This window comes from Nonomuraea sp. NPDC050153 (assembly GCF_044460125.1).
GTDB lineage: Bacteria > Actinomycetota > Actinomycetes > Streptosporangiales > Streptosporangiaceae > Nonomuraea.
Genome location: NZ_JBITJQ010000004.1, coordinates 224,907 through 249,633, shown reverse-complemented (window position 1 = coordinate 249,633; position 24,727 = coordinate 224,907). Strand labels below are relative to the sequence as shown.

Sequence of the window (24,727 nt, the reverse complement as noted above, 5' to 3'; positions counted from 1 at the left end):
GTAAAAATATCCCTTCTGGAGCTTGATCGCGTCTCGATACGTGGGCACCGGGTCATGGCTCTGTTGCGGTTCCGATAGCCTCGATCAGGTGAGTCGATTCGTCCATCCCGCCGGGGACCGGCACGCCGAGATGCTGCCCCACGAGCGCCCTCCGCTGGCGCCCGCCGACCTCAACCGGATCAACCCCGCGATCTGGCCGCGAACGTCGACCCGGACCGATGGCGCGCTCACTGTCGGCGGAGTGGACGTGCGCGATCTGGCCCGCGAGCACGGCACGCCGCTCTACGTCCTCGACGAGGACGACGTGCGCTCGCGCATGCGCGACTACGCCACGGCCTTCGCCGGCTCCGAGGTCCACTACGCCGGCAAGGCGTTCCTGTGCAAGGAGATCGTGCGCTGGCTCCACGACGAGGGCCTCGGGCTCGATGTGGCCAGCGGCGGCGAGCTGGCGGTGGCGCTCAGCGTCGGGTTCCCGCCCGAGCGCATCACGATGCACGGCAACAACAAGTCCGTCGCCGAGCTGACCAGGGCGCTGGAGGTCGGGGTCGGCCACGTGGTGGTCGACTCGTATGAGGAGATCGCCAGGCTCGGCCACCTCGCCCAGCAGCTGGGCAAGCGGCCCAAGGTGATGATCCGGGTGACCACCGGGGTCGAGGCCCACACGCACGAGTTCATCGCGACGGCGCACGACGACCAGAAGTTCGGGTTGTCGCTCAACACCGGGGCGGCCGCGGAGGCCGTACGCCGGATCCTCGCCCTCCCGCAGCTGGAGCTCGTCGGGCTGCACTCGCACATCGGCTCCCAGATCGTCGACACGGCCGGGTTCGAGGTGGCGGCCAGGCGCCTGACCGCGCTGCTGGTGCAGATCAAGGAGGAGCACGGCGTCGTGCTGCCCGAGCTCGACCTCGGCGGCGGCTACGGCATCGCCTACGTCGAGGGCGACGAGGCGCCCGACATCAAGGAGCTGGCCGACGGGCTGCGCGAGATCGTCACCAAGGTGTGCACGGACGCCGGCCTGCCCGTGCCCAGGCTGACCGTGGAGCCGGGGCGCACCGTCGTCGGGCCCGGCGGCATCACCCTCTACTCGGTCGGCACCGTCAAGGACGTCGAGGGCCTGCGCACGTACGTGAGCATCGACGGCGGCATGAGCGACAACGTGCGCACCGCGCTCTACGGCGCCGATTACACCGCGGTGCTGGCCAGCCGCGAGAGCACCGCCGAGCCCATGCTCAGCCGCCTGGTCGGCAAGCACTGCGAGAGCGGCGACATCATCGTGCGCGACTTCCACCTGCCCGCCGACCTCGCCCCCGGCGACCTGATCGCGGTGGCGGCCACCGGGGCCTACTGCCGGTCGCTGGCCAACAACTACAACTACCTGCCCAGGCCGGCCGTGGTCGCCGTCTCCGGCGGCAAGGCGCGCGTGATCGTGCGGGGCGAGACCGAGGACGACCTGTTGAGGGGGCAGCTGTGAAACCGCTGAAAGTGGCACTGCTGGGCTGTGGCGTCGTCGGCTCGCAGGTCATCAGGCTCATGCACGAGCAGGCCGCCGACCTGGCCGCGCGCATCGGCGCCCCGCTGGAGCTGGCCGGGGTCGCGGTGCGCAGGCTCGGCCGCAAGCGCGACGTCGAGGTGGACCCGTCGCTGTTCACCACCGACGCCGAGGCGCTGGTCACCCGCGACGACGTCGACATCGTCATCGAGGTCATCGGCGGCATCGAGCCCGCCCGCACGCTGATCGTCGCGGCCCTGTCCAAGGGCAAGTCCGTGGTCACCGCCAACAAGGCGCTGCTGGCCGAAGACGGCGCCACCCTGCACGAGGCCGCCAGGCAGGGCAACGGCGACCTCTACTTCGAGGCCAGCGTGGCCGGCGCCATCCCGCTGCTGCGCCCCCTGCGCGAGTCGCTGGCGGGCGACCACGTCAAGCGCGTGCTCGGCATCGTCAACGGCACCACCAACTACATCCTCGACAAGATGGACTCGACGGGCGCGTCCTTCACCGACGCCCTGGAGGAGGCCCAGACGCTCGGCTACGCGGAGGCCGACCCGACGGCCGACGTCGAGGGCTTCGACGCCGCCGCCAAGGCCGCGATCCTGGCCGGGCTCGCCTTCCACAGCCGCGTCACGGCCGCCGAGGTGCACCGCGAGGGCATCACCGAGATCACCGCCACCGACGTGGCCTCGGCCAAGGCCATGGGCTACGTCATCAAGCTGCTGGCCATCTGCGCCCGCTCCGAGGACGGCCGCTCGTTCGGCGTGCGGGTGCACCCGGCGATGATCCCGCGGTCACATCCGCTGGCCGGGGTGCGGGAGGCCTACAACGCGGTCTTCGTGGAGGCGGAGTCGGCGGGGCAGCTCATGTTCTACGGCAAGGGGGCGGGCGGGGCGCCCACGGCCTCCGCGGTCCTCGGCGACCTGGTGGCCGTCGCCCGCAACCGCCTGGCGGGCACGCGCGGGCCGGAGGAGTCGACGTACGCCGACCTGGTGGCCCATCCCATGGGCGACACCGTCACGCGCTGCCACGTGGCGCTCGACGTGGCCGACAAGCCGGGTGTGCTGGCGCGGGTGGCGGAGCTGTTCGCCAAGCACGACGTGTCGATCCAGACCGTGCGCCAGGAGGGCCACGGTGACGACGCCCAGCTCGTCATCGTCACCCACCGCGCCACGGACGCCGCCCTGTCGGCGACCATGGAGGGGCTGCGCGAGCTCGACATCGTCCGCGCCGTGGCCGGCGTGATGCGCGTGGAGGGCGACGACTAGCCTTCTCGCGCCTGGGAGTCGGTCGCCGGGGAGTCAGCGGGGAAGGCCAGGTCGCGGACCTTGCGGACGGCTTTTTCGAGCACCGTGCGGTTCTGGGCGCGGGTGAGGCGGGCCGCCTCCCTGCGCCAGGTCTCGGCCTTCTCGCGCCAGCGCGTCGCGTCCCTGCCGTTCTTGCCCGCCTCCCGCCGCAGCTGCGCCAGCTCCGCGCGGAGGGCGGCGGTGCGCTTGCGGTAGAGGGCGAGCTTCTTCTCGTGCTCGGCGGCCAGCCGGTCGAGCTCCGGGACCGGCCTCTTGTGCGGCGGATAGACGGCGGGGCGGCGCTTGAAGCCCCAGCTCTCCCCGTCCAGCCACTCCAGGCCGAAGAGGGCGTCGATCAGGTCGTCCCACTCGTCGTCCGGGGCGGCGACCAGCGCGGCCCTGGACTCGGCCGCCGTTCGGTCCAGCCTGGCTGTCGTGACGCCCCGCTCCGTCTCCTCCAGGGCCACGCAGAGGGCGCCCAGGTCGTGCTCCTCCATGTGGGCCACCAGGCGTTCCACCGTGTCCTTCGACGCGACCCAGCCGGGCGGCACCGAGAGCCGGAACGGGGCCGTCCCCTCCGGAGGGCAGGCCAGGTGGACGCGGGGGTCGCCGGCGAAGTTGGCCTGGATGAGGCGGAGGTCGAGGCACGGGTCGGCGAGCGGGGAGCGGCGTTCCTCGCTCAGCGACTCCCAGGGGCCGGGGACGGTGACCCGGACGTCCGGGATCGTGCCGGCCAGGAGGCCGTCGACCGTCGCCCGCGTGTCCTCGTACGGGCCCGCCGGCACCGTCGCGTCCACGTACGGCACCAGCCACTGGCGGCCCGGGTCCGTGCGGAGGTAGCGGCGGTAGGGGACCCGGTCGGCGACGTAAGGGTCGTTGTAGCGCTTCAGCGCCTCGAACTCGCGCATCGCCGTCGGCAGCCCCACGTGCCAGGCGCGGGAGTCCGGGTCCGGGACGAACACCACGCCCGCCTGGGTGAGCCGGTAGCCCAGCTCGGTGTCCTCGGCCAGCACCAGGGACGTGTCCAGACCGCCGATCGAGCGCAGGAGCTCGGCCGGGTACGACGCCGTCGCGCCCACGTGGATGCGGGTCGCCAGGGAGCTGGGGGCGGTACGCAGGCCGTCGTGGTCATCGATGATCTGCTCGGCCCAGTCGTGGCGGTGCGGTGACAGGGGGAAGAGCGCGCCCTCCTCGTCCGACTCCAGCGCCTGGCGCACCCGCTCCTGCGTCGGGAGGTCGGTGGCGGCGGTGAAGTCGATCCAGCCCAGGGCCACCACGTACGGGGCCAGGTGGTGCCAGCGGAGCTGGGCCTCCACGTGCCGCCGGTGCGGGACCATGTCGGCGTCCAGGACGAAGACGACCTCGCCGGTCGCGGCGTCCAGGCCCGCCTGAAGGGCCCAGGCCCGGCCCCAGCCCCCCGGCGGGCTGGAGATCAGCTTGGTCCTGGCCGGCACGAGCTCGGGCAGGTGGAGCGGGGTGGTGCTGCCGTCGTCCACGACGATGACGTCGAGCAGGTGCTCGGGGTAGCTCTGGGCGGACAGGGCCGCCAGGGTGAGGTTCAGGGTCTCCTGGCGGTCGTGGGCCGGGATGACGACGGTGACGGTGAGCGTGGGCTCCCAGGCGCCCAGGGCGGGCGGGGCGAGCACGCCGAAGTCGTTGCGGCGGATGCGGGGGATGCCGGTCATGCGGACCTGCTCCCGTCCAGGGCCATGAGGGCGTTCGGGCGGAAGCCGCGCCACTGCCGCCTGTTGCGCTGCAGGAACGTCCCGATCGGCTCCTGCCACGTGTGGTTGGCCGCCGGGCCCCTGCGCAGGATGTAGCCGAGCCCGTGCGTACGGTAGATCTGGCCGCCCGCCGCCTGCAGGGCCTCCTGGAACTGGGTGTCCACCGAGCGCCGCAACGGCCGGAACCCGCCCACCGCCTGGAAGGCCGAGCGCTCCACCAGGATCGTCCCCCCGGCGACGAAGCTGGTGATCTGCTCGGTGACCTGCTTGCGGTGCACGGTGACGTCGATCGAGGACAGGTACACGAACTCCGGCACCGTGCCCACCACCTGCGCGCCCGAGTACGAATGCGCCAGCAGCAGGTCGGCCAGGAAGTCGGGGCCGTACCAGTCGTCGTCGTCCATCTTCAGCAGGAACGAACCCGAGGCCATGGCGGCCGCGTGGTTCAGCACCTCGCCGAACACGTCCTGGCGATCGGCCTCGAACACGGTCAGCGAGCCCTCGAACGCCTCGATCGCCTTGGCCACCTCCGGATGGCCCTTGGGGACGCCGTGCAGGGCGAGGATCACCTCCAGCTCGGCGCCGCGCTGGCGGGCGACCTGGTCCAGGGCGAACGACACCATGTCGGTGCGGCGGGTGGCCAGCAGGACCGAGGTGAGCGGGGGAGCGGGGGCGGGCGCGCCGAGCTGCTCCCACCTCGCCGCGACGCCGTGCGTACGGAGCGCGGCGCGGCGCAGGCGGATGCTGTGCTCCTCGCGCCTGAGCTCGTCCGAGAGATCCGGGCAGCGCTCGACGAGCTCGATGATCTCGTCCCCGAGCGCGCCCGCCCAGCGCGGCACGGCCTCCGCGCGCAGCGGCACCCCGGCGGCGGCCAGGCCGGTCAGCACCCGTACGGCGGCCAGGGGGCCGCTGTGCGCGTGCCGCCAGTCCACCTCGACGCCGCGGATCTGGCGGAGCCTGGCCACGTCGGCGTCGGTGACCCCGCCGGACTCGGCGAACGACGTCACGACCTTGTCGTCCAGCACCACCGACCACCGGCCGTCCCGCTCCACCAGGGAGGCCATGCCCCGGGACGGGGTGGTGACGAAACCCTGGGGATTCACGAGGCGTTCGTCCACCGGAGGGACCATGGAGGGTTCGCCGAGCACGTCGGGGTCGGCCAGCGGCGAGCCGGCCATGCCCGGCCTTCCGAGGTGCTCCCAGCTCACCGCGTGCAACGTCGGCCGCTCGATGGGCGTCTCGTCCCCGGCCCACTCCACGGTCTCCGCGTCGTCGGCCGGGTCGTCGACCTGCGCCGGGGCGGTCTCGCCCGAGGTGGGGTGCTCCACCGACGGGTGGCCGAGGGTGCGCAGGACCACGTCGCTGCCCGGCGCGCCGACCCGTTCCGGCACCGGCCCCGTCACCTCGGCGGGCGTCGCGTTGGGGTCGCCGGGGCGCCAGGCGGCCGCCCCGACGCCCGCGATCGCCGCCGCCGGGGCCGCGATCACGTCGAGGCGGTGGCCCGCGAACGCCCGCGCGGTCGCGGCCACGGTGCGGCCCGCGGGCGTGGAGGCGGAGAACCGGGCGTCGACCACCCAGATCCGGTTCTTGGGCTGGTAGACCCGCAGATCCGTCAAAGACCGCCACCGGTGCGCGGGAGTGGGAGTGGGGACCGGCGCGGGGTGGGCGGCGGGCGTGTCGAGCACGGCCACGACCACCCGCTCGGCCTGCGGCAGCAGCTTGTGCAGGGTCGCGATCCTGCGCAGGTCGGCCGGTGTCCTGGCGAGGACGAGGACCTCGTCCACCTGCTCGGCCTCGGCGGGCGGCTCCAGCAGGTCCCGGTCGAGGTCCACGACCTCCCGGGCCTGCGCGGAGGGCCGGCTCGCCGTGGAGGCGCGGGCGGGAGCGGCATACAGCGGGGCGACGTCGTCGATCCCGGCGAAGAAGACACGTGCTCCGGGCAGCTCCGCCAGCAGCTGACGGATCATCCGGCGCTCCGCAGGTGCCTGATCAGCGAGCTCAGCCCGCCGCGCTCGGCCGGCTCGTCGGCGGGCGGCGCGGCGGACAGCCGCTCGACCTCGGCGGCGAGCCGGTCCACCTCCGCCCGCAGCTCCTTGACCTCCCGCAGCCGTTCCCCGGCCAGCGCCCGCCACTTCGCGGGCTCGCCGGCCAGCGGCTCGGCCTCCTCCGCCACCGCGAACCCGTACTCGCCGCCGCTGACCCACTCCGACCCGAACATCTCGTGCACCAGGTCGTCTGCCGGGCCCCCGTGGAGCGCGGCGCGGGAGAAGGCGGCCGTGCGCTCCAGGCGGGCGGCCACGACCCCGGCCGCGGCCTCCGACAGCGCGACGCTGACCAGGCCGAGCAGGTCGCCGTCCGCGTGGCGGACGAGCCTGGCAAGCGTGTCGGCGCCCAGCGTCCACCCGGAGGGCACGTGCAGCAGGAAGGGGGCGGGCGCGGCGGAGGCGGGTACGCTCTCCGCGAACACGACCCGGGGCTCGTGCGCGTAGAGATTGTGCAGCAGGCGCAGGTCGAGGAGGGGGTCGTCGAGGCTGGAGCGGCGCTCGCCGGTCAGCTTGCCCCAGGGGCCGACGATGGTGACGGCCGCGTCGGTGAGGGTGCCCGCGAGGGCCGAGTCGACGGTCGCCCGCGTCTGCTCGTAGGTGGTCGCCGCCACGGCGACCCGCACGTACGGCACGCGCCAGTGACGCCTGGGATGGCTGCGCAGCCAGCGCAGGTCGGGGATGAGATCGCCCAGATAGGACCAGTTGTGCCGGTGCACCTCCTTCTCCCGCAGCATCACCGTGGAGGACCCGACGTGCCAGGCCCTGGCCTGCGCGTCGGGGATGAACACCGCCCCCGCCTGCGCCAGCCGGTAGCCGAGCTCGGTGTCCTCCGCCATGTTCAGGGACAGGTCCACGCCGCCCGCCGCGCGCAGCAGCTCGGCCCGTACGGACGTGGACGCGCCCGTGTGCAGCAGGTACGCGCTCATGCCCGCGTCCTTGAGCCACCTGCTCGACTCCAGGGTCCTGCGCGTGTACTCGGACCGGACGCCCTCCTCGCCCGGCTCCTCGACGAAGCGGATGTCCCCGATCACCACCGCGTGGTCGATCAGGTGGTGCCAGCGCATGTGCGCCTCGATGTGGTCGTCCGCGAGGAGCATGTCGGAGTCGAGCCAGTGGATCACGTCCCCGGTGGCCGCGAGCTGCCCGGTCTGCCTGGCCGCGCCGCGTCCCCACCCGTCGGCCACCCGTACGACCCGCGCGCCCGCCACCTCCAGCGGCGGCTCGCTGCCGTCGTCCGCGACCACGATCTCGACCAGCTCGGCCGGGTACGTCTGCCGCGCCAGCGCCGGAACCGTGCGTTCCAGCGCCTCCGCGCAGTTGTAGGCCGGGATGACCACGGAGACCCGCAGCGAGGGCTCCCACGCCCCCACCGCCGGCGGGGTCAGCGCCCCGTAGTCGTTGTGCCGGACCCGCGTCATACGGAGTCCCTGGCCAGCGCGCGAACCTCCGCGCGCAGCTCCTCCACCTCTCGCGCCCGCGCCATGGCGTTGACCCGGTCCTCCCCGAGCGAGGCCAGGATCGCGCCGAGGTCGTCGGCCCGCCGCCCCGCGGAGTCCTCGACGGCCTGCACCAGCAGGTCCAGCCTGGTCTCGATGTTCTTGAGAGCGGTCGTGGTCCTGGTCAGCTCGGCCTCGTACTTCTTGATCCGCAGATCGATCCGGTGCGCCTTGCCGTCGAGGCGGCGGACGGTGAGCACGAGGAAGGCGAGGGCCGCCAGCGTGACCAGGAAGGCCACTGTGGTCGCCGCCGCGCCGAGAGTGATCAGACCGGCGACGACGAGCAGCACGAGCACTACGGCGGTGAGAGCTGCGAGGAGTGCGGCGGTCGCTGCCAGTCGGCGGGGCGAGAGCATCCGCGCATACCTTTCGTTTGGAACATCAGAGGCGTCGAGGACATCAGGGGATTATTGACACCTTAATAAACAACGGCACCTACCGTGCCATAGCTTCCTGGAGGAAAACTGAGAATCATCTCTGCTTCACCTGCGCCGCCGGGCCTGCCGAATGTGGTGGCCGCGTCTACCGCTCAGTAAAACGGGCGTAAGGTAGGCGCCGACCAAGTCCCAAGGAGGCCCATGTCCATCACCCCTTGTGGCTTCGCGCGTACGCCGGAGAAGGGGCTGGCCCGCCTGCACTGGACGTACGACGGCTGGGCGGTGGAGGGCCAGCGCCCCGACGTGCCCGCGTTGCGCCCGCTGCGCGGTCTGGAGATCGAGTGGCCCGCCGCCGAGGTGCCCTTGGAGGGGCTGCTGGCGCTGGCCGCCGCCGGGGTGCCGCTGACCGCCGACCACGCCGCGCCCTGGGTGCCCGCTGACCTCGCCGCGCTGCTCACCGACCGCGACTGGCTCGGCCACGCGGCCGACGGGACCGCGCGATCGCTGGCCGACCTGCGGCGGGAGGAGCACAGCGTACGGCTGCGCCGCCTGGCGCACCCGGCCTCCCGGCCGAAGGTCAGCATCGTGATGTCCAGCAGGCGGCCGGGGATGGTGGGGTCGGCGCTGGCCCAGATGGGCCGGCAGCGGGACGTCGAGGCCGAGGTGGTGCTCGGGCTGCACGGGGTGGGCTTCGAGGAGGTGCGGGAGGCGGTCGAGTCGTGTTCGCTGCCCGTGAAATGGATCGAGGTCCCGCGGGCGGTCCCGTTCGGCGAGGTGCTCAACCGGGTGGCGGCCCTGGCGCGCGGCGACTACCTGGTGAAATGGGATGACGACGACTGGTACGGGCCGCGCCATCTGGGCGATCTGCTCATGGCGCTGGCGTACTCGGGGGCCGACGTGGTGGGGACGACGGCCGAGTTCTTCTACCTGGAGCCGCTGCGGGCCACGGTGAGGCGGACGACGTTCGCGAGTGGGGCGGCGTATCCGAGCGAGGTGTGGGCCGATCATGTGGCCGGAGGGACGATCTTGATTTCTCGGGAGAAATTTCAGGAAATTGGGGGATTTCCTGGGTTATCGCGGGCAGTCGATCTCGAGTTTCTCAAAGCAGCGCAAAAGGCAGGCGCGCGCGTCTACCGGACCCATGGGCTGGGCTACGTCCTGCGCCGGGGGCTCGGCGACGAGCACACCTGGCAGTTGCCCCTCGCCCACTTCCTCAAGGTGGCCGCCAACCAGTGGCGCGGCTTCCGCCCGAGCCTGCTGATGGAAGCCGCATGACCACGCATGTCGCCGGCGCGGCCAGAGTGCGCGGCAACGACTACCGCAGCCTCGAACCCCTCCCCGAAGACCTCGTCCCGGAGCTCACCGTCAGCGTGGTCGTCCCGGCCTACGGCGGGCAGGACAAGCTCGACCTGGCGCTCGCCGGGCTGGCCGGGCAGACGTACCCGGCGGAGCTGATCGAGGTCATCGTGGTCGACAACGGCAGCGCGCCCCCGCTGCGCCTGCCCGCCGTCCGCCCCGAGCTGACCCGCCTGATCGTCTGCGGGACGCCGGGCCGGGCCAACGCCCGCAACGCCGGGCTGGCCGCGGCCACCGGCGACGTGATCCACTGGCTAGACTCCGACGTGGTGCTCACCCCGGGCGCGATCGAGGCCCACATGCGCTGGCACCACGCCGCCCCCTACCTGGTCGTCACCGGCTACATCCGCTTCACCGACGCGGAGCCGCCCGGCGAGCTGCCCGACGACCTGGAGGGATACTTCGAACCCGCGGCGCCGCACGCCTGGATCGTCGACCTCGTCGAGCGCACCGGCGGCCTCACCGACAACCCCCAGCGCCCGTTCAGCCTGCACGTCGGGGGCGCGACCTCGGTCAACGCCCGGCTGGTCGAGGCCGCCGGGCCGATGGACGACGAGCTGGTCCTGGGCCAGGACACCGAGATGGGCTACCGGCTCGGCCAGGCGGGCGCCGTCTTCGTGCCGGAGCCCTCGGCCCGCGCCTACCACCTCGGGCCCACCATGCGGATGCGCGGCAAACAACCGATCGACCGGGTGAGCCACGCGTTCGTGGCCGACCGCATCCCGGCCTACCGCTGGCTCCGGGGGCACCCCGGGCGGCAGTGGAAGGTGCCGTACGTCACCGTGGTGGTGGACGGCACGGCGGGCTACGACCAGGTGCGGGCGACGGTGGACGCGCTGCTCGCCGGCACCGTGCCCGACCTGTCCGTGCTCGTCCTCGGGCCCTGGGACACCCTCGACCGCGACCGCCGCGCGCCGCTGCACGACCCCGGCCTCGACCTGGTGCTGGTCCAGGGCCACTACCGGCACGAAGGCCGGGTACGCCTGTCCGCCACCGAGTCCGTCGACCCGGCCGTGCCCTTCGTGCTGCGCCTGCCGCCCGGCTGGGTCCCGGGCGAGGACTCCCTCGCCCGCCTGCTCGACCTGGCCCGCGACGAGGGGCTCGGCCTGGTGAACGTGCTGCTCCACGAGTCGTCCCAGGGTGTCGCGGCGGCCCGCCTGGAACGCGCGTCCGCCTTCGCCCGGGCCCGCATCGTGCTGGCGCCGGGGGAGGATCTGGACGACGCGGTGGACTCGGTGTCGGGCGTGACCTGGGTGGAGGGGGAGACGTACGGGTTCACGACCGAGGCGGGGGCGCTGCTCGGGCGGCGGGGGGCCTACCGGGCGCGGCTGGAGGCGCAGGCAGAGGCGGCACGGCTGGCCAAGGAGGCCGAGCGGTTGCGCGCCCAGGTGGCCAAGTGGCGGGACGAGGCGGGGCGCTGGCGCAAGTCGACCGTGGAGCTGCGGCGCGAGGTCGGCACGCTGCGCCGCCAGGTGGCCGCCGCCGAACGCGTCCAGCGGAGCCTCCGGGGCCTGGTGTCGTCGACCATGAAACGCGCCTTGCGCAAAGGACTGCGCGACTGACCCGTCCCGCCTTGCGCGGCGGTGTGCGCGCGTCGTGCGGGAGGGTCAGTTGGGGCGGAGGGCGGACCTGAGGCGGCGCAGCAGCGTGTTCTCCGGCGGCGGCACCGAGAGCGTCACCGGGGCGGTGGACGGGGCCGGCGCGGGGATGGTGACCGGGTCGGGCTGCGTGGGCGCGGGCCAGAAGCGGTCCGGCGGCTCGTGGCGTACGCCATGGGTCGTGGCGATGAGGTCGTCCACGTCGTCGGCCCCCGGGTCGGACAGGAGGACGGCGCGGCCGAGGGCGGAGGTGCGCTCCAGCCGGGCCGTGCGCCCGTCGGGCAGGTCGACGATCAGCACGCCGGTGAGATCCTTCTGCACCGACTCGATCATGCGCTCCAGCGTCGCCCGGTGCAGCGGCACGTCGACCGGCCCGCGGTAGCGGAACGGCGTGGGCGCGGGCGTGGGGGCGGCCTCGTCGATCAGGCGGATGCGTTCGTCGTGCGCGAACAGGTCGCGCATCAGCCGCAGCTCGAAACACGGATCCGACAGGACGGACCGGCGCCCGGAGCCCAGCCGCGACCACGGCCCCTCCAGCGTCACGACCACGTCCTGCAGCTTGCCGTCCAGCGCCGCCGCCACCGCCTGCCGCACGACCGACTCGGAGGTGTCGGTGACGTCGAGCACGATCTCCACGTACGGCACCAGCCACCGCCGCGCCCGGTCCTTGCGCAGGTCCCTGCGCAGCGGGATCCGGTGCGCCAGGTACGGCTCCACGGCCCGCACGGCGCGTTCCCTGTCGCGGTGCTGCGCGGGCAGCCCCAGGTGCACGGCCTGCGCGTCCAGGTCCGGGACGAACACCACGCCGTGCATGGCCAGCCGGTAGGCGAACTCGGTGTCCTCGCCCCGCGCCACGTTCGGGTCGAGACCGCCCACAGCGTGGAAGACCTCCCGGGGCAGGGCGAAGGTCGGCCCCGTGCACACGTGGTACGGATTGCGGCTCTTGCGCAGCCCGTCGGTCTTGGCGATCGTCGCCTCGGTGGAGCTGGACACGGCACCGGCCAGGTCGAACAGCTCTCCCAGGTGTCCCGCCTGGTAGACCTGCCGCGGCGTGACCGGCGGCGCGTCCACGAACTTCTTCATCCCGATGGTGACGAGGTAGTCCGTCACGTGGTGCCAGCGGGCCAGGGCCTCGATGTGCTCGCGGCAGGCCACCATGTCGGCGTCGAGACGCTGGATGATCTCGCCGTCGGCGGCCTTGGCGCCGGTGTTGACGGCGTTGGAGATGCCCCAGCCGTCGCGCACGCGTACGACGCGGGTGTTGGCCGGCCGGATCTCGGGCAGGCGGATGGGAGGCTCGCTGCCGTCGTCGACGACCAGGACCTCCATGAGATGGTCCGGGTACGTCTGCGCCGCCAGCGCCGCGAGTGTCAGGTCGAGCCGGTCCTGCCCGCCGTGAGCGGGTATCACCACGCTCACGGAAAGGGCGGGTGACCAGGTGCCGAGCTCCGGCGCCGCGATCGGTGAATAGTCGTTCTGCCTCAAAGCAGGACGCGCGTCCATGGTGGTGACCCCCTGCCCCGAGACCTTATCGGGAGATGCTGAGAATTTCCTGAATAGCGCCCCTGTCCAATGGATGTGTCCGGCGGGTGGACGCGGATCGGCGGCGGGACGGCGCACCCCGTACACTCTGTGCCCAACACCGCAGGTAGGGAGTCATCATGAGCAGGTCGTGGCGTGGCCTCATCGAGGAATACCGCGAGCGTCTTCCTGTCACTCCGAAGACGCCCGTCATCACCCTGCTCGAGGGTGGCACGCCCCTGGTCCCCGCGAACCGCCTGTCCGCGCTCACGGGGTGCGACGTCTACCTGAAGGTCGAGGGGGCCAACCCGACGGGCAGCTTCAAGGACCGCGGCATGACCATGGCCATCAGCAAGGCGGTCGAGGAGGGGGCCAAGGCGGTCATCTGCGCCTCCACCGGCAACACCTCGGCGTCGGCCGCGGCCTACGCCGTGCGCGCGGGGCTGACCTGCGCCGTGCTGGTGCCCCGGGGGAAGATCGCCATGGGCAAGCTGGCCCAGGCGCTCGTGCACGGCGCCACGCTGCTGCAGGTCGAGGGGTCGTTCGACGACTGTCTCGAGATGACCCGCAAGCTGTCGTCCAGCTACCCGATCGCGCTGGTCAACTCGGTCAACCCGTTCCGGCTGCAGGGCCAGAAGACGGCCGCGTTCGAGATCGTCGACACGCTGGGCGACGCGCCCGACATCCACTGCATCCCGGTGGGCAACGCGGGCAACATCTCGGCGTACTGGATGGGTTACCAGGAGTACGCGGCCGACGGCGTGGCGGCCAAGCGGCCACGCATGTTCGGCTTCCAGGCCAGCGGCGCGGCGCCGATCGTCCAGGGCGCGCCCGTCTCCCATCCGCACACGATCGCCACCGCCATCCGCATCGGAAACCCGGCCTCCTGGTCGCTGGCCACCGCGGCGCGCGACGAGTCGGGCGGCGTCATCCAGGCGGTGACCGACCGGCAGATCGCGGCGGCGTACAAGCTGCTGGCGCAGGAGGAGGGCGTGTTCGTGGAGCTGGCCTCGGCCGCCGGCGTCGCGGGGCTCCTGCAGACCCACGCCCAGGGGCTGGTCGACCCGGGTCAGCGCATCGTCTGCACGGTCACGGGCAACGGGCTGAAGGACCCCGACTGGGCGATCTCGGGCGCGCCCGCGCCCGTCGTCATCCCCATCGACGTCCACGCCGCCGCGGCGGCGCTCAACCTCGCCTGACAGGGAGTTTTTCTGTGCGGACCGTTGAGATTCGCGTGCCCGCCACCTCGGCGAACCTGGGTCCCGGCTTCGACGCGCTCGGGCTGGCGCTGAGCCTGTACGACGACGTCGAGGCCGCGCTCACCGACGAGTCCGGGGTCCGCGTCACCGTCGAGGGCGAGGGGGCGGGCGAGCTCGATCTCGGAGAGGGCCACCTGATCGTCAGGGCGATGCGGGCCACGTTCGACCGCATGGGGATCGCCCAGCCCAGCGGGATACGGCTGCGCTGCCGTAACAGGATTCCGCACGCGCGCGGGCTGGGATCCTCGTCGGCGGCCCTCTGCGCGGGCATCCTGGCGGCCCGCGCTTTGGCTGAGGGCGAACAACTTTCTGAGCGCGGGCGATTTTCCGATGACGATGTTTTCGCGCTGGCCACCGAGATAGAAGGCCATCCCGACAACGTCGCCCCCTGCCTGGCGGGCGGGCTGACCGTGGCCTGGCATGACCAGTCCGGCGCGCCGCATATGGTGAAACTGGTTCCCGACGAGCGCATCCGCCCGGTCGCGATCGTTCCTGCGACGCGGCTGGCCACGGAGACCGCGCGGGGCCTGCTGCCGAAGGACGTGCCCCACAAGGACGCATCGTTCAACGCCGGCAGGGCTGCGCTGCTGATCGCGGCGCTCACCCAGCGGCCGGAGCCAGGGCTTCTGCTCGCCGCCACCGAAGACCGACTCCACCAGCACTACCGCGCGCCTGCGATGCGGGACACCGCGGATCTGGTAGAACGTCTCCGTGCAGTGGGCGTGCCCGCGGTCGTTTCGGGAGCGGGTCCCACGGTTCTTGCGTTTTCGACATCGGATACGCAGGATTTGATCGCGCCAGAAGTGGGTAATGACTGGCACATCCAGCAAATGGACGTCGACCCGGTTGGTGCGAACGTTCAGTTCCCCGAGACACGCTGATGCCTCTTTAGACCTTCAGGGAATAGCCGTGTGCGCTGGTGATGTTAGGCTGGTAGCCGCACCAGATGCCCCCTTGGTGGGTGCGTGCTTGTCAGCCACACATCGCTGCATCATGCTTCACGTCGCGAGGCGTGAGCAGCGCGGCTGTCTCCCCGGACTCCGTTGCCTCCGGTTGGCCCACACCCGGTTGGCTCGAAACGAGGCGGCGACGACGGGGACCTGCGCGTTCGATCACATCGACATCTGGTTGGCGACAGCAATCTGGGGGGTGTCAGCCACGCGCCACGGCCATGTGGCCGCTTGGACGAGCCCCTCCCCAAGAGTGGCGGCCGTCCACAGCGACAGCCGAAGATCGCAGAGTGCACCCCGACCCGGTCTGTCCCGCCGGATCGCAAGCACCTCCGGGACGCCCGGAAGAACGAAACCGGCGCCCGACCCCTGGGAAGGACCTTTTAGTTGAGCGACACCACCGAACTCCTCTCCGACGCATCAGGCGCTGAGCCGGCGTCCGGCGACACCCCCACCCGCGCACCGGCCAAGACCACCCGTGCGCGTCGCTCCGGCACCGGCCTGTCCGCCAAGGTGCTGCCCGAGCTGCAGAAAATGGCAGCGGAGCTGGGCATCAGCGGGACCGGGCGCATGCGGAAGAGCCAGCTCATCGCGGCCATCCAGGAGAAGCAGGGTGGCGGTCCCGGCGAGGCCGCACCGGCTTCCGCGCCGGCCGCCGAGGCGCCCGCCGCGGCTGCGGCCGAGGCGGCCCCGGCCGCCGAGCGGCCCACCCGTACGCGCAGGGAACGTTCCCGCGTCAAGACCGTCGAGGAGCCCGCGCCCCAGCCCGTCGCGCAGCCGGCGGAGCCCGTGGCCGCGGCCCCCGAGCCCGTCGCGGCCGCCGCTCCGGCGGAGACGGTCGCGGAGCCGCAGGCCCAGGTCGTGGAGAGCGGCCAGGGCGAAGTGCGCGCCGAGCGCGGCGAGAGCCGTCGCGAGCGCCGCAGCCGTGGCGAGCGCCGCGAGCGGGGCGACCGCGCCGGCAGCGACCGCGGTGAGGGCGGCCGGGGCGAGAGCAGCCGCGACAGCGTTCGTGACGGCGTCCGTGACAGCGTCCGTGACAGCGGGCGCGACGGCATCCGTGACGGCGGGCGTGACAGCGTTCGTGACGGCGGCCGTGGCGAGCAGCGCGAGCGCGCCGCCGACGCGGGCCGCAGCGACCAGCGCGGTGACCAGCGTGACCAGCGTGACCAGCGCGGTGGCGGCAGCGACGACGACGACCGCGGCGGGCGCGGCCGGCGGGGCCGCTTCAGGGAGCGCAACCGTGGCCGTGGCCGCGACCGCTTCGAGGGCGGCGGCGAGCCCGTCATCGGCGACGACGACGTGCTCATCCCGATCGCCGGCATCCTGGACATCCTCGACAACTACGCGTTCGTCAGGACCAGCGGCTACCTGCCGGGCAGCAACGACGTCTACGTCTCGCTCGCCCAGATCCGCCGCAACGGCCTGCGCAAGGGCGACGTCATCACCGGCGCCGTCCGGCAGCCCCGCGACGGCGAGCGGCGCGAGAAGTTCAACGCCCTGGTCCGCCTCGACACCGTCAACGGCATGGACCCGGACCAGGCCCGCAACCGGCCTGACTTCAACAAGCTGACGCCGCTCTACCCGCAGGAGCGCCTGCGCCTCGAGACCGAGCCGAACATCCTGACCACGCGGATCATCGACCTCGTGTCGCCGATCGGCAAGGGCCAGCGCGGTCTCATCGTCTCGCCGCCCAAGGCCGGTAAGACGATGGTGCTGCAGGCCATCGCCAACGCGATCACCCGCAACAACCCCGAGTGCCACCTGATGGTCGTGCTCGTGGACGAGCGGCCTGAAGAGGTCACCGACATGCAGCGGTCGGTCAAGGGCGAGGTCATCCACTCGACCTTCGACCGTCCCGCCGAGGACCACACCACGGTCGCCGAGCTCGCCATCGAGCGGGCCAAGCGCCTGGTGGAGCTGGGCCACGACGTGGTCGTCCTGCTCGACTCGATCACCCGCCTCGGCCGCGCCTACAACCTGGCGGCCCCGGCGTCCGGGCGCATCCTGTCGGGTGGTGTCGACTCCACGGCGCTCTACCCGCCCAAGCGGTTCTTCGGCGCCGCGCGCAACATCGAGAACGGCGGCTCGCTGACGATCCTCGCCACGGCCCTGGTCGAGACCGGGTCCAAGATGGACGAGGTCATCTTCGAGGAGTTCAAGGGCACCGGCAACGCCGAGCTCAAGCTCAACCGCTCCCTGGCCGACAAGCGGATCTTCCCCGCGGTGGACGTCGACGCGTCCGGCACGCGTAAGGAAGAGATCCTCATGGGCAAGGACGAGCTCCAGATCGTCTGGAAGCTGCGCCGGGTGCTGCACGCGCTCGACATGCAGCAGGCGCTTGAGCTGCTCCTGGAGAAGATGAAGGAGACCAAGTCCAACGCGGAGTTCCTCCTGCAGGTCCAGAAGACCACGGTGAGCAACGACCGCGACTAGCGGCTCCTCGGGAGGGGCGGCAAGGGGTTTCTCCCCGTGCCGCCCCTCTCGTGCTTTCGTGCGCACGGGGGTTCGTTGGGGTGCGGGAGGGGGGACAGCCCTACCCCGGCGACGGCTGCCTTCCGGATTCACGGCGGCGCCTTTCGAGGGCACTCTAAGGGCATGCGATCAGTCGCGTTGAAGGACCGCGTGCCGTTCGGGGCCAAGGGCCCGCTGGGGATCGTGGTGGACCCGATGACGTGGCGGGCGGCGCCGTACCTGTTGATCACGGGATTGACCGGGATCGGCTGGTTCGTCCTGCTGTCCGTCGCCCTGCCTCTCTCGCTCACGCTGACCGTCGTCTGGGTGGGCGTGCCGCTGGTGATGGCCACGGTGCTGGTGTGGCGCGGCGGGGCGATGCTGGAGAGGCGGCTGATGCACGCGGCGTTCGGCGTGAAGATCGCCGACCCGTACCGGCCGAGGCCAGAACGCGGGGTGGGCGCGCATCTCCGCTGGCTGCTGGGGGACGCGGCCACCTGGCAGGACCTGGGATACCTGCTGATGCTGCTGCCGCTCGGCCTGGTCGAGACCGCGGTGTCGGTCATGCTGTGGTTCACGGCGGTGCTGCTGATCATCCAGCCTCTCCTGATGTCGCTGTGGGTGGCCGCGGGCGTCTACAGCGAGCTCACCATCGACAGCTGGCCGGGCTCCGTCGTCGCCATGGTCTTCGGGGCGCTGCTGTTCGTGCTCGCGGCATACCTCGTACGCGGGATGGCCTGGTTGCACGGGACGCTGGCGACGGTGCTGCTCGGCGGCAGCCAGGAGGAGCGGCTGAGGGCCAGCAGGGCCAGAGGGATCGACGCCGCGGAGGCGGAGCGGCGCAGGATCGAGCGGGACCTGCACGACGGCGCGCAGCAGCGGCTGCTGTCGGTGGCGGTGGACCTGGGGCGGGCGCAGTCGAAGTTCGACAGCGAGCCGGAGGAGGCCAGGATGCTCATCGCGCAGGCCCACGCGGGCACGAAGGCCGCCATCGCCGAGCTGCGCAACCTGGCCAGGGGGATCCACCCGGCGATCTTGAGCGACCGCGGCCTGGACGCGGCGCTGTCGGGGCTGGCCGCACGGGCCCCCATCCGCGTGGACGTCTCCGTCGAGCTGCGGGACCGGCCGCCCGCCGCGGTCGAGAGCATCGCGTACTTCATCGTGGCCGAGAGCCTGACCAACATGGCCAAGCACTCCGGCGCCACCGAGGCGTCGGTGACGGTGATCAGGGACCATCGCGGCGTGGTCGTGGACGTGTGGGACAACGGCATCGGCGGGGCCGTCCTGTGCCCGGGAGGCGGCCTGTCGGGGCTGGCCGACCGGGCGGCCACCATCGACGGCGTGCTCGTCCTGCACAGCCCCGTGGGCGGGTCCACCCTCGTGCGCGCGGAACTGCCCTGCGAGTGGTAGCCCGTGCGGAGCGGGCCCGCGAATGGTAGTCATGTGGCCATGCGCGTGGTCATCGCCGAGGACTCCGTACTGCTGCGCGAGGGGCTCGCGCGCCTGCTCGCCGACGGCGGCATCGAGACCGTCGCGGCCGTCTCCGACGGGGCCGCGCTCGTGTCCGCAGTCCTGGAGCACGAGCCCGACCTGGCGATCGTCGACGTACGCATGCCGCCGACCCACACCGACGAGGGCCTGCGGGCGGCGCTGCAGGTGCGCGTGGCCAGGCCGGACTTCCCGATCCTGGTCCTGTCGCAGTACGTCGAGGAGCGCTACGCCGGCGACCTCATCGGCAAGGCCGTCGGCTACCTGCTGAAGGAGCGGGTGGCGGACGTGGCCGAGTTCCTGGAGACGGTGCGGCAGGTGGCGGCGGGCGGCACGGTCATCGATCCCGAGGTCGTCGTGCAGTTGCTGAGCCGCCAGCGGCGGGGCGCCCCGCTCGACTCGCTGTCGCCCCGCGAGCGCGAGGTGCTCGCCCTGATGGCCGAGGGCCGCTCCAACACCGCCATCGCCGCCAGGCTGGTCGTCACGGAAGGCGCGGTGGAGAAGCACATCTCCGGCATCTTCGCCAAGCTGGCACTGGGGCCGGCGCCCGAGGATCACCGCCGCGTGCTGGCCGTGCTCACCTATCTGGGCCGCTGACGGGAATGCGCGATGGCCTGGGATGGTTGGACGATCTGGCACACTGGTAGCTGACCATTTAGCGGTTCCGGTTCACGCCGTGACGGCGACCCGGCGGCCGCACCCCGAAAGGACAGCGATGAAGCGCGACATCCACCCTGACTACAACGTGACGCAGGTCACCTGCTCCTGCGGTAACACGTTCACCACCCGTAGCACCGCCAAGAACGGCGTCATCCACGCCGACGTGTGCTCTGCCTGCCACCCGTTCTACACCGGCAAGCAGAAGATCCTCGACACCGGCGGCCGGGTGGCCCGCTTCGAGAAGCGCTTCGGCAAGAAGGCCACGGGCAAGTAGCTTCACCGACGCCGGCCCCGACGCACGCCCGTGCGCTGGGCCGGCGTTGTCAGTGTGAAGGCGTGAACCCCGACCGAAGGACCCACGGTGAACCTCGACGAGTTGCTCAAGGAGTATTCCGAGCTGGAGTTGCAGCTTGCCGACCCCGCCGTGCACGCGGACCAGAGCAAGGCCCGCACTCTCGGCAGGCGATACTCGCAGCTCACGCCGATCGTCACGACGTACCGCGAGCTGGACTCGACGCGCGACGACCTGACCGCCGCCAAGGAGCTGGCCGGTGAGGACGAGGGGTTCGCGGCCGAGGCGGCCGAGCTGGAGGAGCGCATCCCCCAGCTTGAGGAGAGGCTCAGGCACCTGCTCATCCCGCGCGATCCCAACGATGACAAGGACATCATCATGGAGATCAAGGCGGGCGAGGGCGGCGAGGAGTCCGCGCTGTTCGCCGGCGACCTGCTGCGGATGTACCTGAGATACGCCGAGCGGCTCGGCTGGAAGACCGAGGTCATCGACAGCCAGCCCTCCGACCTGGGCGGCTACAAGGACGTCACGGTCGGCATCAAGGCCAAGGGCGACGAGGGCGTGTGGTCCAGGCTCAAGTACGAGGGCGGCGTCCACCGCGTGCAGCGGGTGCCCGTCACCGAGTCGCAGGGCCGCATCCACACCAGCGCCGCGGGCGTGCTCGTCTACCCCGAGGCTGAAGACGTCGACGTCCAGATCGACCCCAACGACCTGCGCATCGACGTCTACCGCTCCAGCGGTCCCGGCGGCCAGAGCGTCAACACCACCGACTCGGCGGTCCGCATCACCCACCTGCCCACCGGCGTGGTCGTCTCCTGCCAGAACGAGAAGAGCCAGCTCCAGAACAAGGAGTCGGCCCTGCGCATCCTGCGGGCCCGGCTGCTGGTCATCGCGCAGGAGCAGGCCGAGGCCGCCGCGCAGGCCGAGCGCAAGTCGCAGGTCCGCACGGTCGACCGCTCCGAGCGCGTACGCACCTACAACTTCCCGGAAAACCGCATCTCCGACCACCGGGTCGGCTTCAAGGCGTATAACCTCGACCAGGTTCTCGACGGTGAGCTCAACGCCGTCACCCAGGCCCTCATCGACGCCGAGTTGGCGGAGAAGCTCGCACAACACTCATGACATTTCTGCTGGACGAGATCGCCCTCGCCACCGCCCGGCTGGCCGAGGCAGGTGTTCCCTCACCGCGCACCGACGCTGAGGAGATCGCGGCGTTCGTCCACGGCGTGCGCAGGAGCGAGCTCCACACGGTCAAGGACTCCGACTTCGACGCGCTGTTCTGGGAGGGCGTGGCCAGGCGCGAGGCCCGCGAGCCGCTGCAGCACATCACCGGCCACGCCTACTTCCGCTACCTCGAGCTGGCGGTCGGCCCCGGCGTGTTCGTGCCCCGGCCCGAGACCGAGGTGGTGGCGGGCTGGGCCATCGAGACGCTGCGCGAGATGGACGTCAACGCCCCGCTCGTCGTCGATCTCGGCACCGGCTCGGGCGCGATCGCGCTGTCGATCGCCCAGGAGGTGGCCCTGGCCGAGGTCCACGCCGTGGAGGTCGATCCCGAGGCGTACACGTGGGCCAAGCGCAACATCTCCGAGCTCGGCCAGGGGCGCACCCACCTGCACCCCGAGGACCTGGCGGAGGCGCTGCCCGAGCTCAACGGCAAGGTCGACCTGGTCATCTCCAACCCGCCCTACATCCCGCCGGGCGCGATCCCGCGCGACCCCGAGGTGCGCGACTACGACCCCTCCAGGGCGCTGTTCGGCTCCGGCGACGACGGGCTGGGCGAGGTGCGCGCGGTCGAGCGTACGGCCCGCCGCCTGCTGCGGCCCGGCGGCTGGGTGGCCGTCGAGCACGCCGACGAGCAGGGCAGGGCGGTCTATCTGACGTTCCCGGAGGACAACGGCTGGCGCGACGTGCGCCTTCGCCAGGACCTCGCCAGAAGGGACCGCTTCGTCACGGCCCGGCTGGGCCAGGACTAGGATCCATGCGAGCGAGGTGACAGGACCGATGGCCAGACGCTTTGACTGCTCCGACCTGGAGCAGCGGACCGTGGGCGTGATGGAGGCCGCCGCCGCCGTGCGGCGGGGCGAGCTCGTGGTGCTCCCGACCGACACCGTCTACGGCATCGGCGCCGACGCGTTCACGCCGGCGGCGGTCACGGCGCTGCTCGACGCCAAGGGCCGGGGCCGCGAGATGCCGCCGCCCGTGCTCGTGGGCACCGTCAGAGCCGCCACAGCGCTCATAGACGACCTCGGGCCGTACGGGCAGGACCTGATAGACGCCTTCTGGCCCGGGTCGCTCACGCTCGTCTGCAAGGCCAACAGGGCCCTTTCCTGGGACCTGGGGGAGACCAAGGGCACGGTGGCCGTCCGCATGCCGCTCCACCCGGTCGCGCTCGACCTGCTCAAGGAGACCGGCCCCATGGCAGTCTCCAGCGCCAACCGCTCCGGCGCCCCCGCCGCCACCACGGCGGAGGAGGCCGAGGAGCAGCTCGGCGACTCGGTCGAGATCTACCTCGACGGCGGCAAGACCACCGACAACACGCCCTCCACCATCCTCGACCTCACCACCGCCGTGCCCCGGCTGCTGCGGCGCGGGGCGATCCCGGTGGAGAAGCTGCGGGGCATCATCGGGTACGTCGCCACCGACGACTGACGTATACCGTCTGCTTATCCCGGCTGCGATCGCGCTCCCGCCGACATTACGGTGAGGCCCGGAGCGGCGATTACGTCCGGGAGTGGCCCATGGGCAAGTTCGACGGCATGGATCCCAAGCTGGTCCGTGACCTGCTGACCGAGGTGAAACACGCGGCCACGCAGATGCGCACGGTCGAGGACCAGGTCAGGGGCGCCATGCGCCGTGCCGGGCTGTCCACCCGGACCACCCACCGCCCCGCCCAGGTCGCGGACGCCGTCGACGTGATGGTCAAGGACGTCAACACCCGGCTCGGCGTGCTGGAGAAGCGGGTCGACCCGCCACGGACGGGGGCGGGGGCCACGGAGGACGACGATCCCAAGGAGGTGCGGGGGGATCGGGACAAGTACGACAACCCACGTGCCGACGAGCCACCCTCGAAGGACGACGACACCAAGTCGGACTCGGACGGGAAGACCGGTGCCGATGGGAAGTCGGACTCGGATGGGAAGACGGGTGCTGACGGGAAGTCGGACTCGGATGGGAAGACCGGTGCTGACGGGAAGTCGGACTCGGATGGCAAGACCGGTGCTGACGGGAAGACCGGCTCCGACGCTGACGGGAAGACGTGCGACGGGGACAAGGACACCGGGACCGGCCAGGACGGCGGGAGCGAAGGCAAGACCGGGGATCAGCCCGCTGACCAGCCCAAGGACGACGATGTGGGCAGCAGGCGCGACCACGGCGCCGAGCCGGACGACGGCGCCGTCAACACCCCGGCCAAGGACCAGCCGGACCCGACCAAGCCGCACATCGTGGAAGTGGACGGCGTAAAGGTCCTCCAGATACCCATCGACCCGCCCACAGCCGAGCAACTGGAAGACCTCCTCGAGAACGCCGACAAGGTGCAACCGGCGGACATGCCGAAGCTCCCCGCCGACAGCACCGCGGCCGCGAACGTCAACACCTGGGCGAACGACGGCAGCGACATCGTCTCCGCCGACACCGATCCGCCCGACCTGGACGCGCTGAAGACGGTCGTGGGGCACCACCGGGAGATCCCGCCACTGGAAATGCCCGGCTTGACGGACACCTTGGGCGACGACACCACGCCCGCGGACGGCACCGCTCCCACCGCGGGTGGGAACGACGGCTGCGCCTCCGGCACGGACACCACCCCGGGCGCGAAGGACACGACGCCGGAGCAGCCTTCGGGCGGCGACGCGGGCCGGCGGACGGGCGACGACCAGCGGACGGGCGACCGGGGGACCGGTGTCGGTGACCAAGACCGGGGAACGGGCGACCAGGGGACCCGCGACCAAGGTGGCCAGGGCGGTCAAGGCGGCCAGGGCGGTCAGGGCGGTCAGGGCGGTCAGGGCGGTCAGGGCGGTCAGGGCGGTCAGGGGGCGCCTGTTTCGATTCCGCCGACCAACCCCTCCATCCAGACGCAGATCGCGTACGGGCCGCAAGCCGTTCCTCCCGCCGGATCCGACGTCACCGCCTGGGCCACCGACGGCAGCGACGTCGTCTCCGTGGACGCCTCCCCGCCCAGTCTGGACGCCCTGCGGACGGTCATGGAGCACCACCGCGAGATCCAGCCCCTCGACATGCCGTCCGTGGAGGTCCCGCCGGGCGAGTACGGCAAGGGCGAGTGGGCGCCCAGGGACATCCGGCCCGACGGCCCACCCGGTGACATCGACCCCGGCACGCCGGAAAGGAGCGCGTGATGTACGTCGACCCGCCGGCGCCCAGGCCCAGGGAGCGCGACGAGACCCCGCCCGCCGCCCCCTCAGGGGCCCTGGACAGCCCGCAGAGGGCCTGGGAGTTCAATCCCGACTACCAGCGCCTGGTCCTGGCCTGGAACACCGTCCTGCCGCAACTGGAGACGCTCAGGACGGCTCTGGACAAGGCGTACGGGCTGGCCAAGAGCCCTCAGACGTGGGACGCCCCGGTGGGCGAGCGTTACGTCCAGGACATCCGCGAATGGCGCACCAGGCTGGCCGTCTACCGCCACTCCGTGCTGACGGCCATCAGCGACGAGGCGGCGGACACGCCCCGGTGGATCCCCACGACGGCCAACGCGCCGCACGCGTTCCAGTAGCGCTCC

The 24,727-nt window shown here is 71.9% G+C and carries 20 protein-coding genes; 15 read left to right on the top strand and 5 right to left on the bottom strand.

Annotated features, from left to right (window positions below; genetic code table 11):
- Positions 1–88: 88 nt before the first annotated feature.
- Together lysA and ACIBQ1_RS13220 are read left to right on the top strand one after the other, a co-directional pair.
- A complete protein-coding gene (gene lysA, locus ACIBQ1_RS13225) occupies positions 89–1,471 on the top strand; it encodes a diaminopimelate decarboxylase (RefSeq protein ID WP_397277117.1) in 1,383 nt (460 codons plus the stop codon).
- The gene (locus ACIBQ1_RS13220) at positions 1,468–2,757 is read left to right on the top strand and encodes a homoserine dehydrogenase (RefSeq protein WP_397277115.1); all 1,290 of its coding nucleotides are present in this window, start codon (positions 1,468–1,470) and stop codon (positions 2,755–2,757) included. The genes lysA and ACIBQ1_RS13220 overlap by 4 nt, the downstream gene beginning before the upstream one ends.
- Here ACIBQ1_RS13220 and ACIBQ1_RS13215 read toward each other — a convergent pair.
- The 4 genes from ACIBQ1_RS13215 to ACIBQ1_RS13200 are packed head-to-tail and all read right to left on the bottom strand — an operon-like array spanning position 2,754 to position 8,396.
- Positions 2,754–4,460, bottom strand: a complete 1,707-nt coding sequence (locus tag ACIBQ1_RS13215) for a glycosyltransferase (RefSeq protein ID WP_397277114.1) — start codon at positions 4,458–4,460, stop codon at positions 2,754–2,756. The two genes, ACIBQ1_RS13220 and ACIBQ1_RS13215, sit on opposite strands and share 4 nt — an antisense overlap.
- A complete protein-coding gene (locus tag ACIBQ1_RS13210) occupies positions 4,457–6,466 on the bottom strand; it encodes a glycosyltransferase (protein WP_397277112.1) in 2,010 nt (669 codons plus the stop codon). The genes ACIBQ1_RS13215 and ACIBQ1_RS13210 overlap by 4 nt, the downstream gene beginning before the upstream one ends.
- Positions 6,463–7,962 (bottom strand): glycosyltransferase, encoded by a 1,500-nt coding sequence (locus tag ACIBQ1_RS13205; protein WP_397277111.1) that lies wholly within the window; start codon positions 7,960–7,962, stop codon positions 6,463–6,465. The genes ACIBQ1_RS13210 and ACIBQ1_RS13205 overlap by 4 nt, the downstream gene beginning before the upstream one ends.
- Positions 7,959–8,396 (bottom strand): hypothetical protein, encoded by a 438-nt coding sequence (locus ACIBQ1_RS13200; RefSeq protein WP_397277109.1) that lies wholly within the window; start codon positions 8,394–8,396, stop codon positions 7,959–7,961. The genes ACIBQ1_RS13205 and ACIBQ1_RS13200 overlap by 4 nt, the downstream gene beginning before the upstream one ends.
- Before the next feature lie 222 nt (positions 8,397–8,618).
- Between ACIBQ1_RS13200 and ACIBQ1_RS13195 the strand changes: the two genes are divergently transcribed.
- Entirely contained in the window at positions 8,619–9,692 is a 1,074-nt protein-coding gene (locus ACIBQ1_RS13195) for a glycosyltransferase family 2 protein (protein WP_397277108.1), read from the top strand.
- Entirely contained in the window at positions 9,689–11,335 is a 1,647-nt protein-coding gene (locus ACIBQ1_RS13190; RefSeq protein WP_397277107.1) for a glycosyltransferase, read from the top strand. The genes ACIBQ1_RS13195 and ACIBQ1_RS13190 overlap by 4 nt, the downstream gene beginning before the upstream one ends.
- Positions 11,336–11,380: 45 nt before the next feature.
- On the opposite strand, the gene ACIBQ1_RS13185 is transcribed toward ACIBQ1_RS13190, so the two are convergent.
- Complete coding sequence (locus tag ACIBQ1_RS13185; protein WP_397277105.1) at positions 11,381–12,874, bottom strand: glycosyltransferase family 2 protein; 1,494 nt, start codon at positions 12,872–12,874, stop codon at positions 11,381–11,383.
- 158 nt (positions 12,875–13,032) lie between these two features.
- On the opposite strand from ACIBQ1_RS13185, the gene thrC reads away from it, so the two are divergent.
- The 11 genes from thrC (at position 13,033) to ACIBQ1_RS13130 (ending at position 24,721) form a co-directional block, all read left to right on the top strand.
- Positions 13,033–14,091 (top strand): threonine synthase, encoded by a 1,059-nt coding sequence (thrC, locus tag ACIBQ1_RS13180; RefSeq protein WP_397277104.1) that lies wholly within the window; start codon positions 13,033–13,035, stop codon positions 14,089–14,091.
- A gap of 14 nt (positions 14,092–14,105) precedes the next feature.
- A complete protein-coding gene (gene thrB / locus ACIBQ1_RS13175) occupies positions 14,106–15,032 on the top strand; it encodes a homoserine kinase (protein ID WP_397277102.1) in 927 nt (308 codons plus the stop codon).
- A gap of 456 nt (positions 15,033–15,488) precedes the next feature.
- Entirely contained in the window at positions 15,489–17,534 is a 2,046-nt protein-coding gene (gene rho, locus ACIBQ1_RS13170) for a transcription termination factor Rho (protein ID WP_397277101.1), read from the top strand.
- Between the two features lie 162 nt (positions 17,535–17,696).
- Positions 17,697–18,962 carry a sensor histidine kinase gene (locus ACIBQ1_RS13165; RefSeq protein ID WP_397277099.1) on the top strand — a complete coding sequence of 422 codons (1,266 nt, stop codon included), beginning with the start codon at positions 17,697–17,699 and terminating at the stop codon, positions 18,960–18,962.
- A 39-nt stretch (positions 18,963–19,001) separates the two neighbouring features.
- Positions 19,002–19,637, top strand: coding sequence for a response regulator (locus ACIBQ1_RS13160; protein WP_397277097.1), 636 nt, complete (start codon positions 19,002–19,004; stop codon positions 19,635–19,637).
- A gap of 118 nt (positions 19,638–19,755) precedes the next feature.
- On the top strand, positions 19,756–19,974 hold the full coding sequence (gene rpmE / locus ACIBQ1_RS13155; RefSeq protein WP_127940219.1) for a 50S ribosomal protein L31: 219 nt from the start codon (positions 19,756–19,758) through the stop codon (positions 19,972–19,974).
- An 87-nt stretch (positions 19,975–20,061) separates the two neighbouring features.
- Positions 20,062–21,114, top strand: coding sequence for a peptide chain release factor 1 (gene prfA / locus ACIBQ1_RS13150; protein WP_397277095.1), 1,053 nt, complete (start codon positions 20,062–20,064; stop codon positions 21,112–21,114).
- Positions 21,111–21,965 carry a peptide chain release factor N(5)-glutamine methyltransferase gene (gene prmC / locus ACIBQ1_RS13145; protein ID WP_397277094.1) on the top strand — a complete coding sequence of 285 codons (855 nt, stop codon included), beginning with the start codon at positions 21,111–21,113 and terminating at the stop codon, positions 21,963–21,965. The genes prfA and prmC overlap by 4 nt, the downstream gene beginning before the upstream one ends.
- Positions 21,966–21,993: 28 nt before the next feature.
- Entirely contained in the window at positions 21,994–22,641 is a 648-nt protein-coding gene (locus ACIBQ1_RS13140) for an L-threonylcarbamoyladenylate synthase (protein WP_355391261.1), read from the top strand.
- Between the two features lie 89 nt (positions 22,642–22,730).
- Positions 22,731–24,347, top strand: coding sequence for a hypothetical protein (locus tag ACIBQ1_RS13135; protein ID WP_397277093.1), 1,617 nt, complete (start codon positions 22,731–22,733; stop codon positions 24,345–24,347).
- A complete protein-coding gene (locus ACIBQ1_RS13130; RefSeq protein WP_357727531.1) occupies positions 24,347–24,721 on the top strand; it encodes a hypothetical protein in 375 nt (124 codons plus the stop codon). The genes ACIBQ1_RS13135 and ACIBQ1_RS13130 overlap by 1 nt, the downstream gene beginning before the upstream one ends.
- The last annotated feature ends 6 nt before the right edge of the window (positions 24,722–24,727 follow it).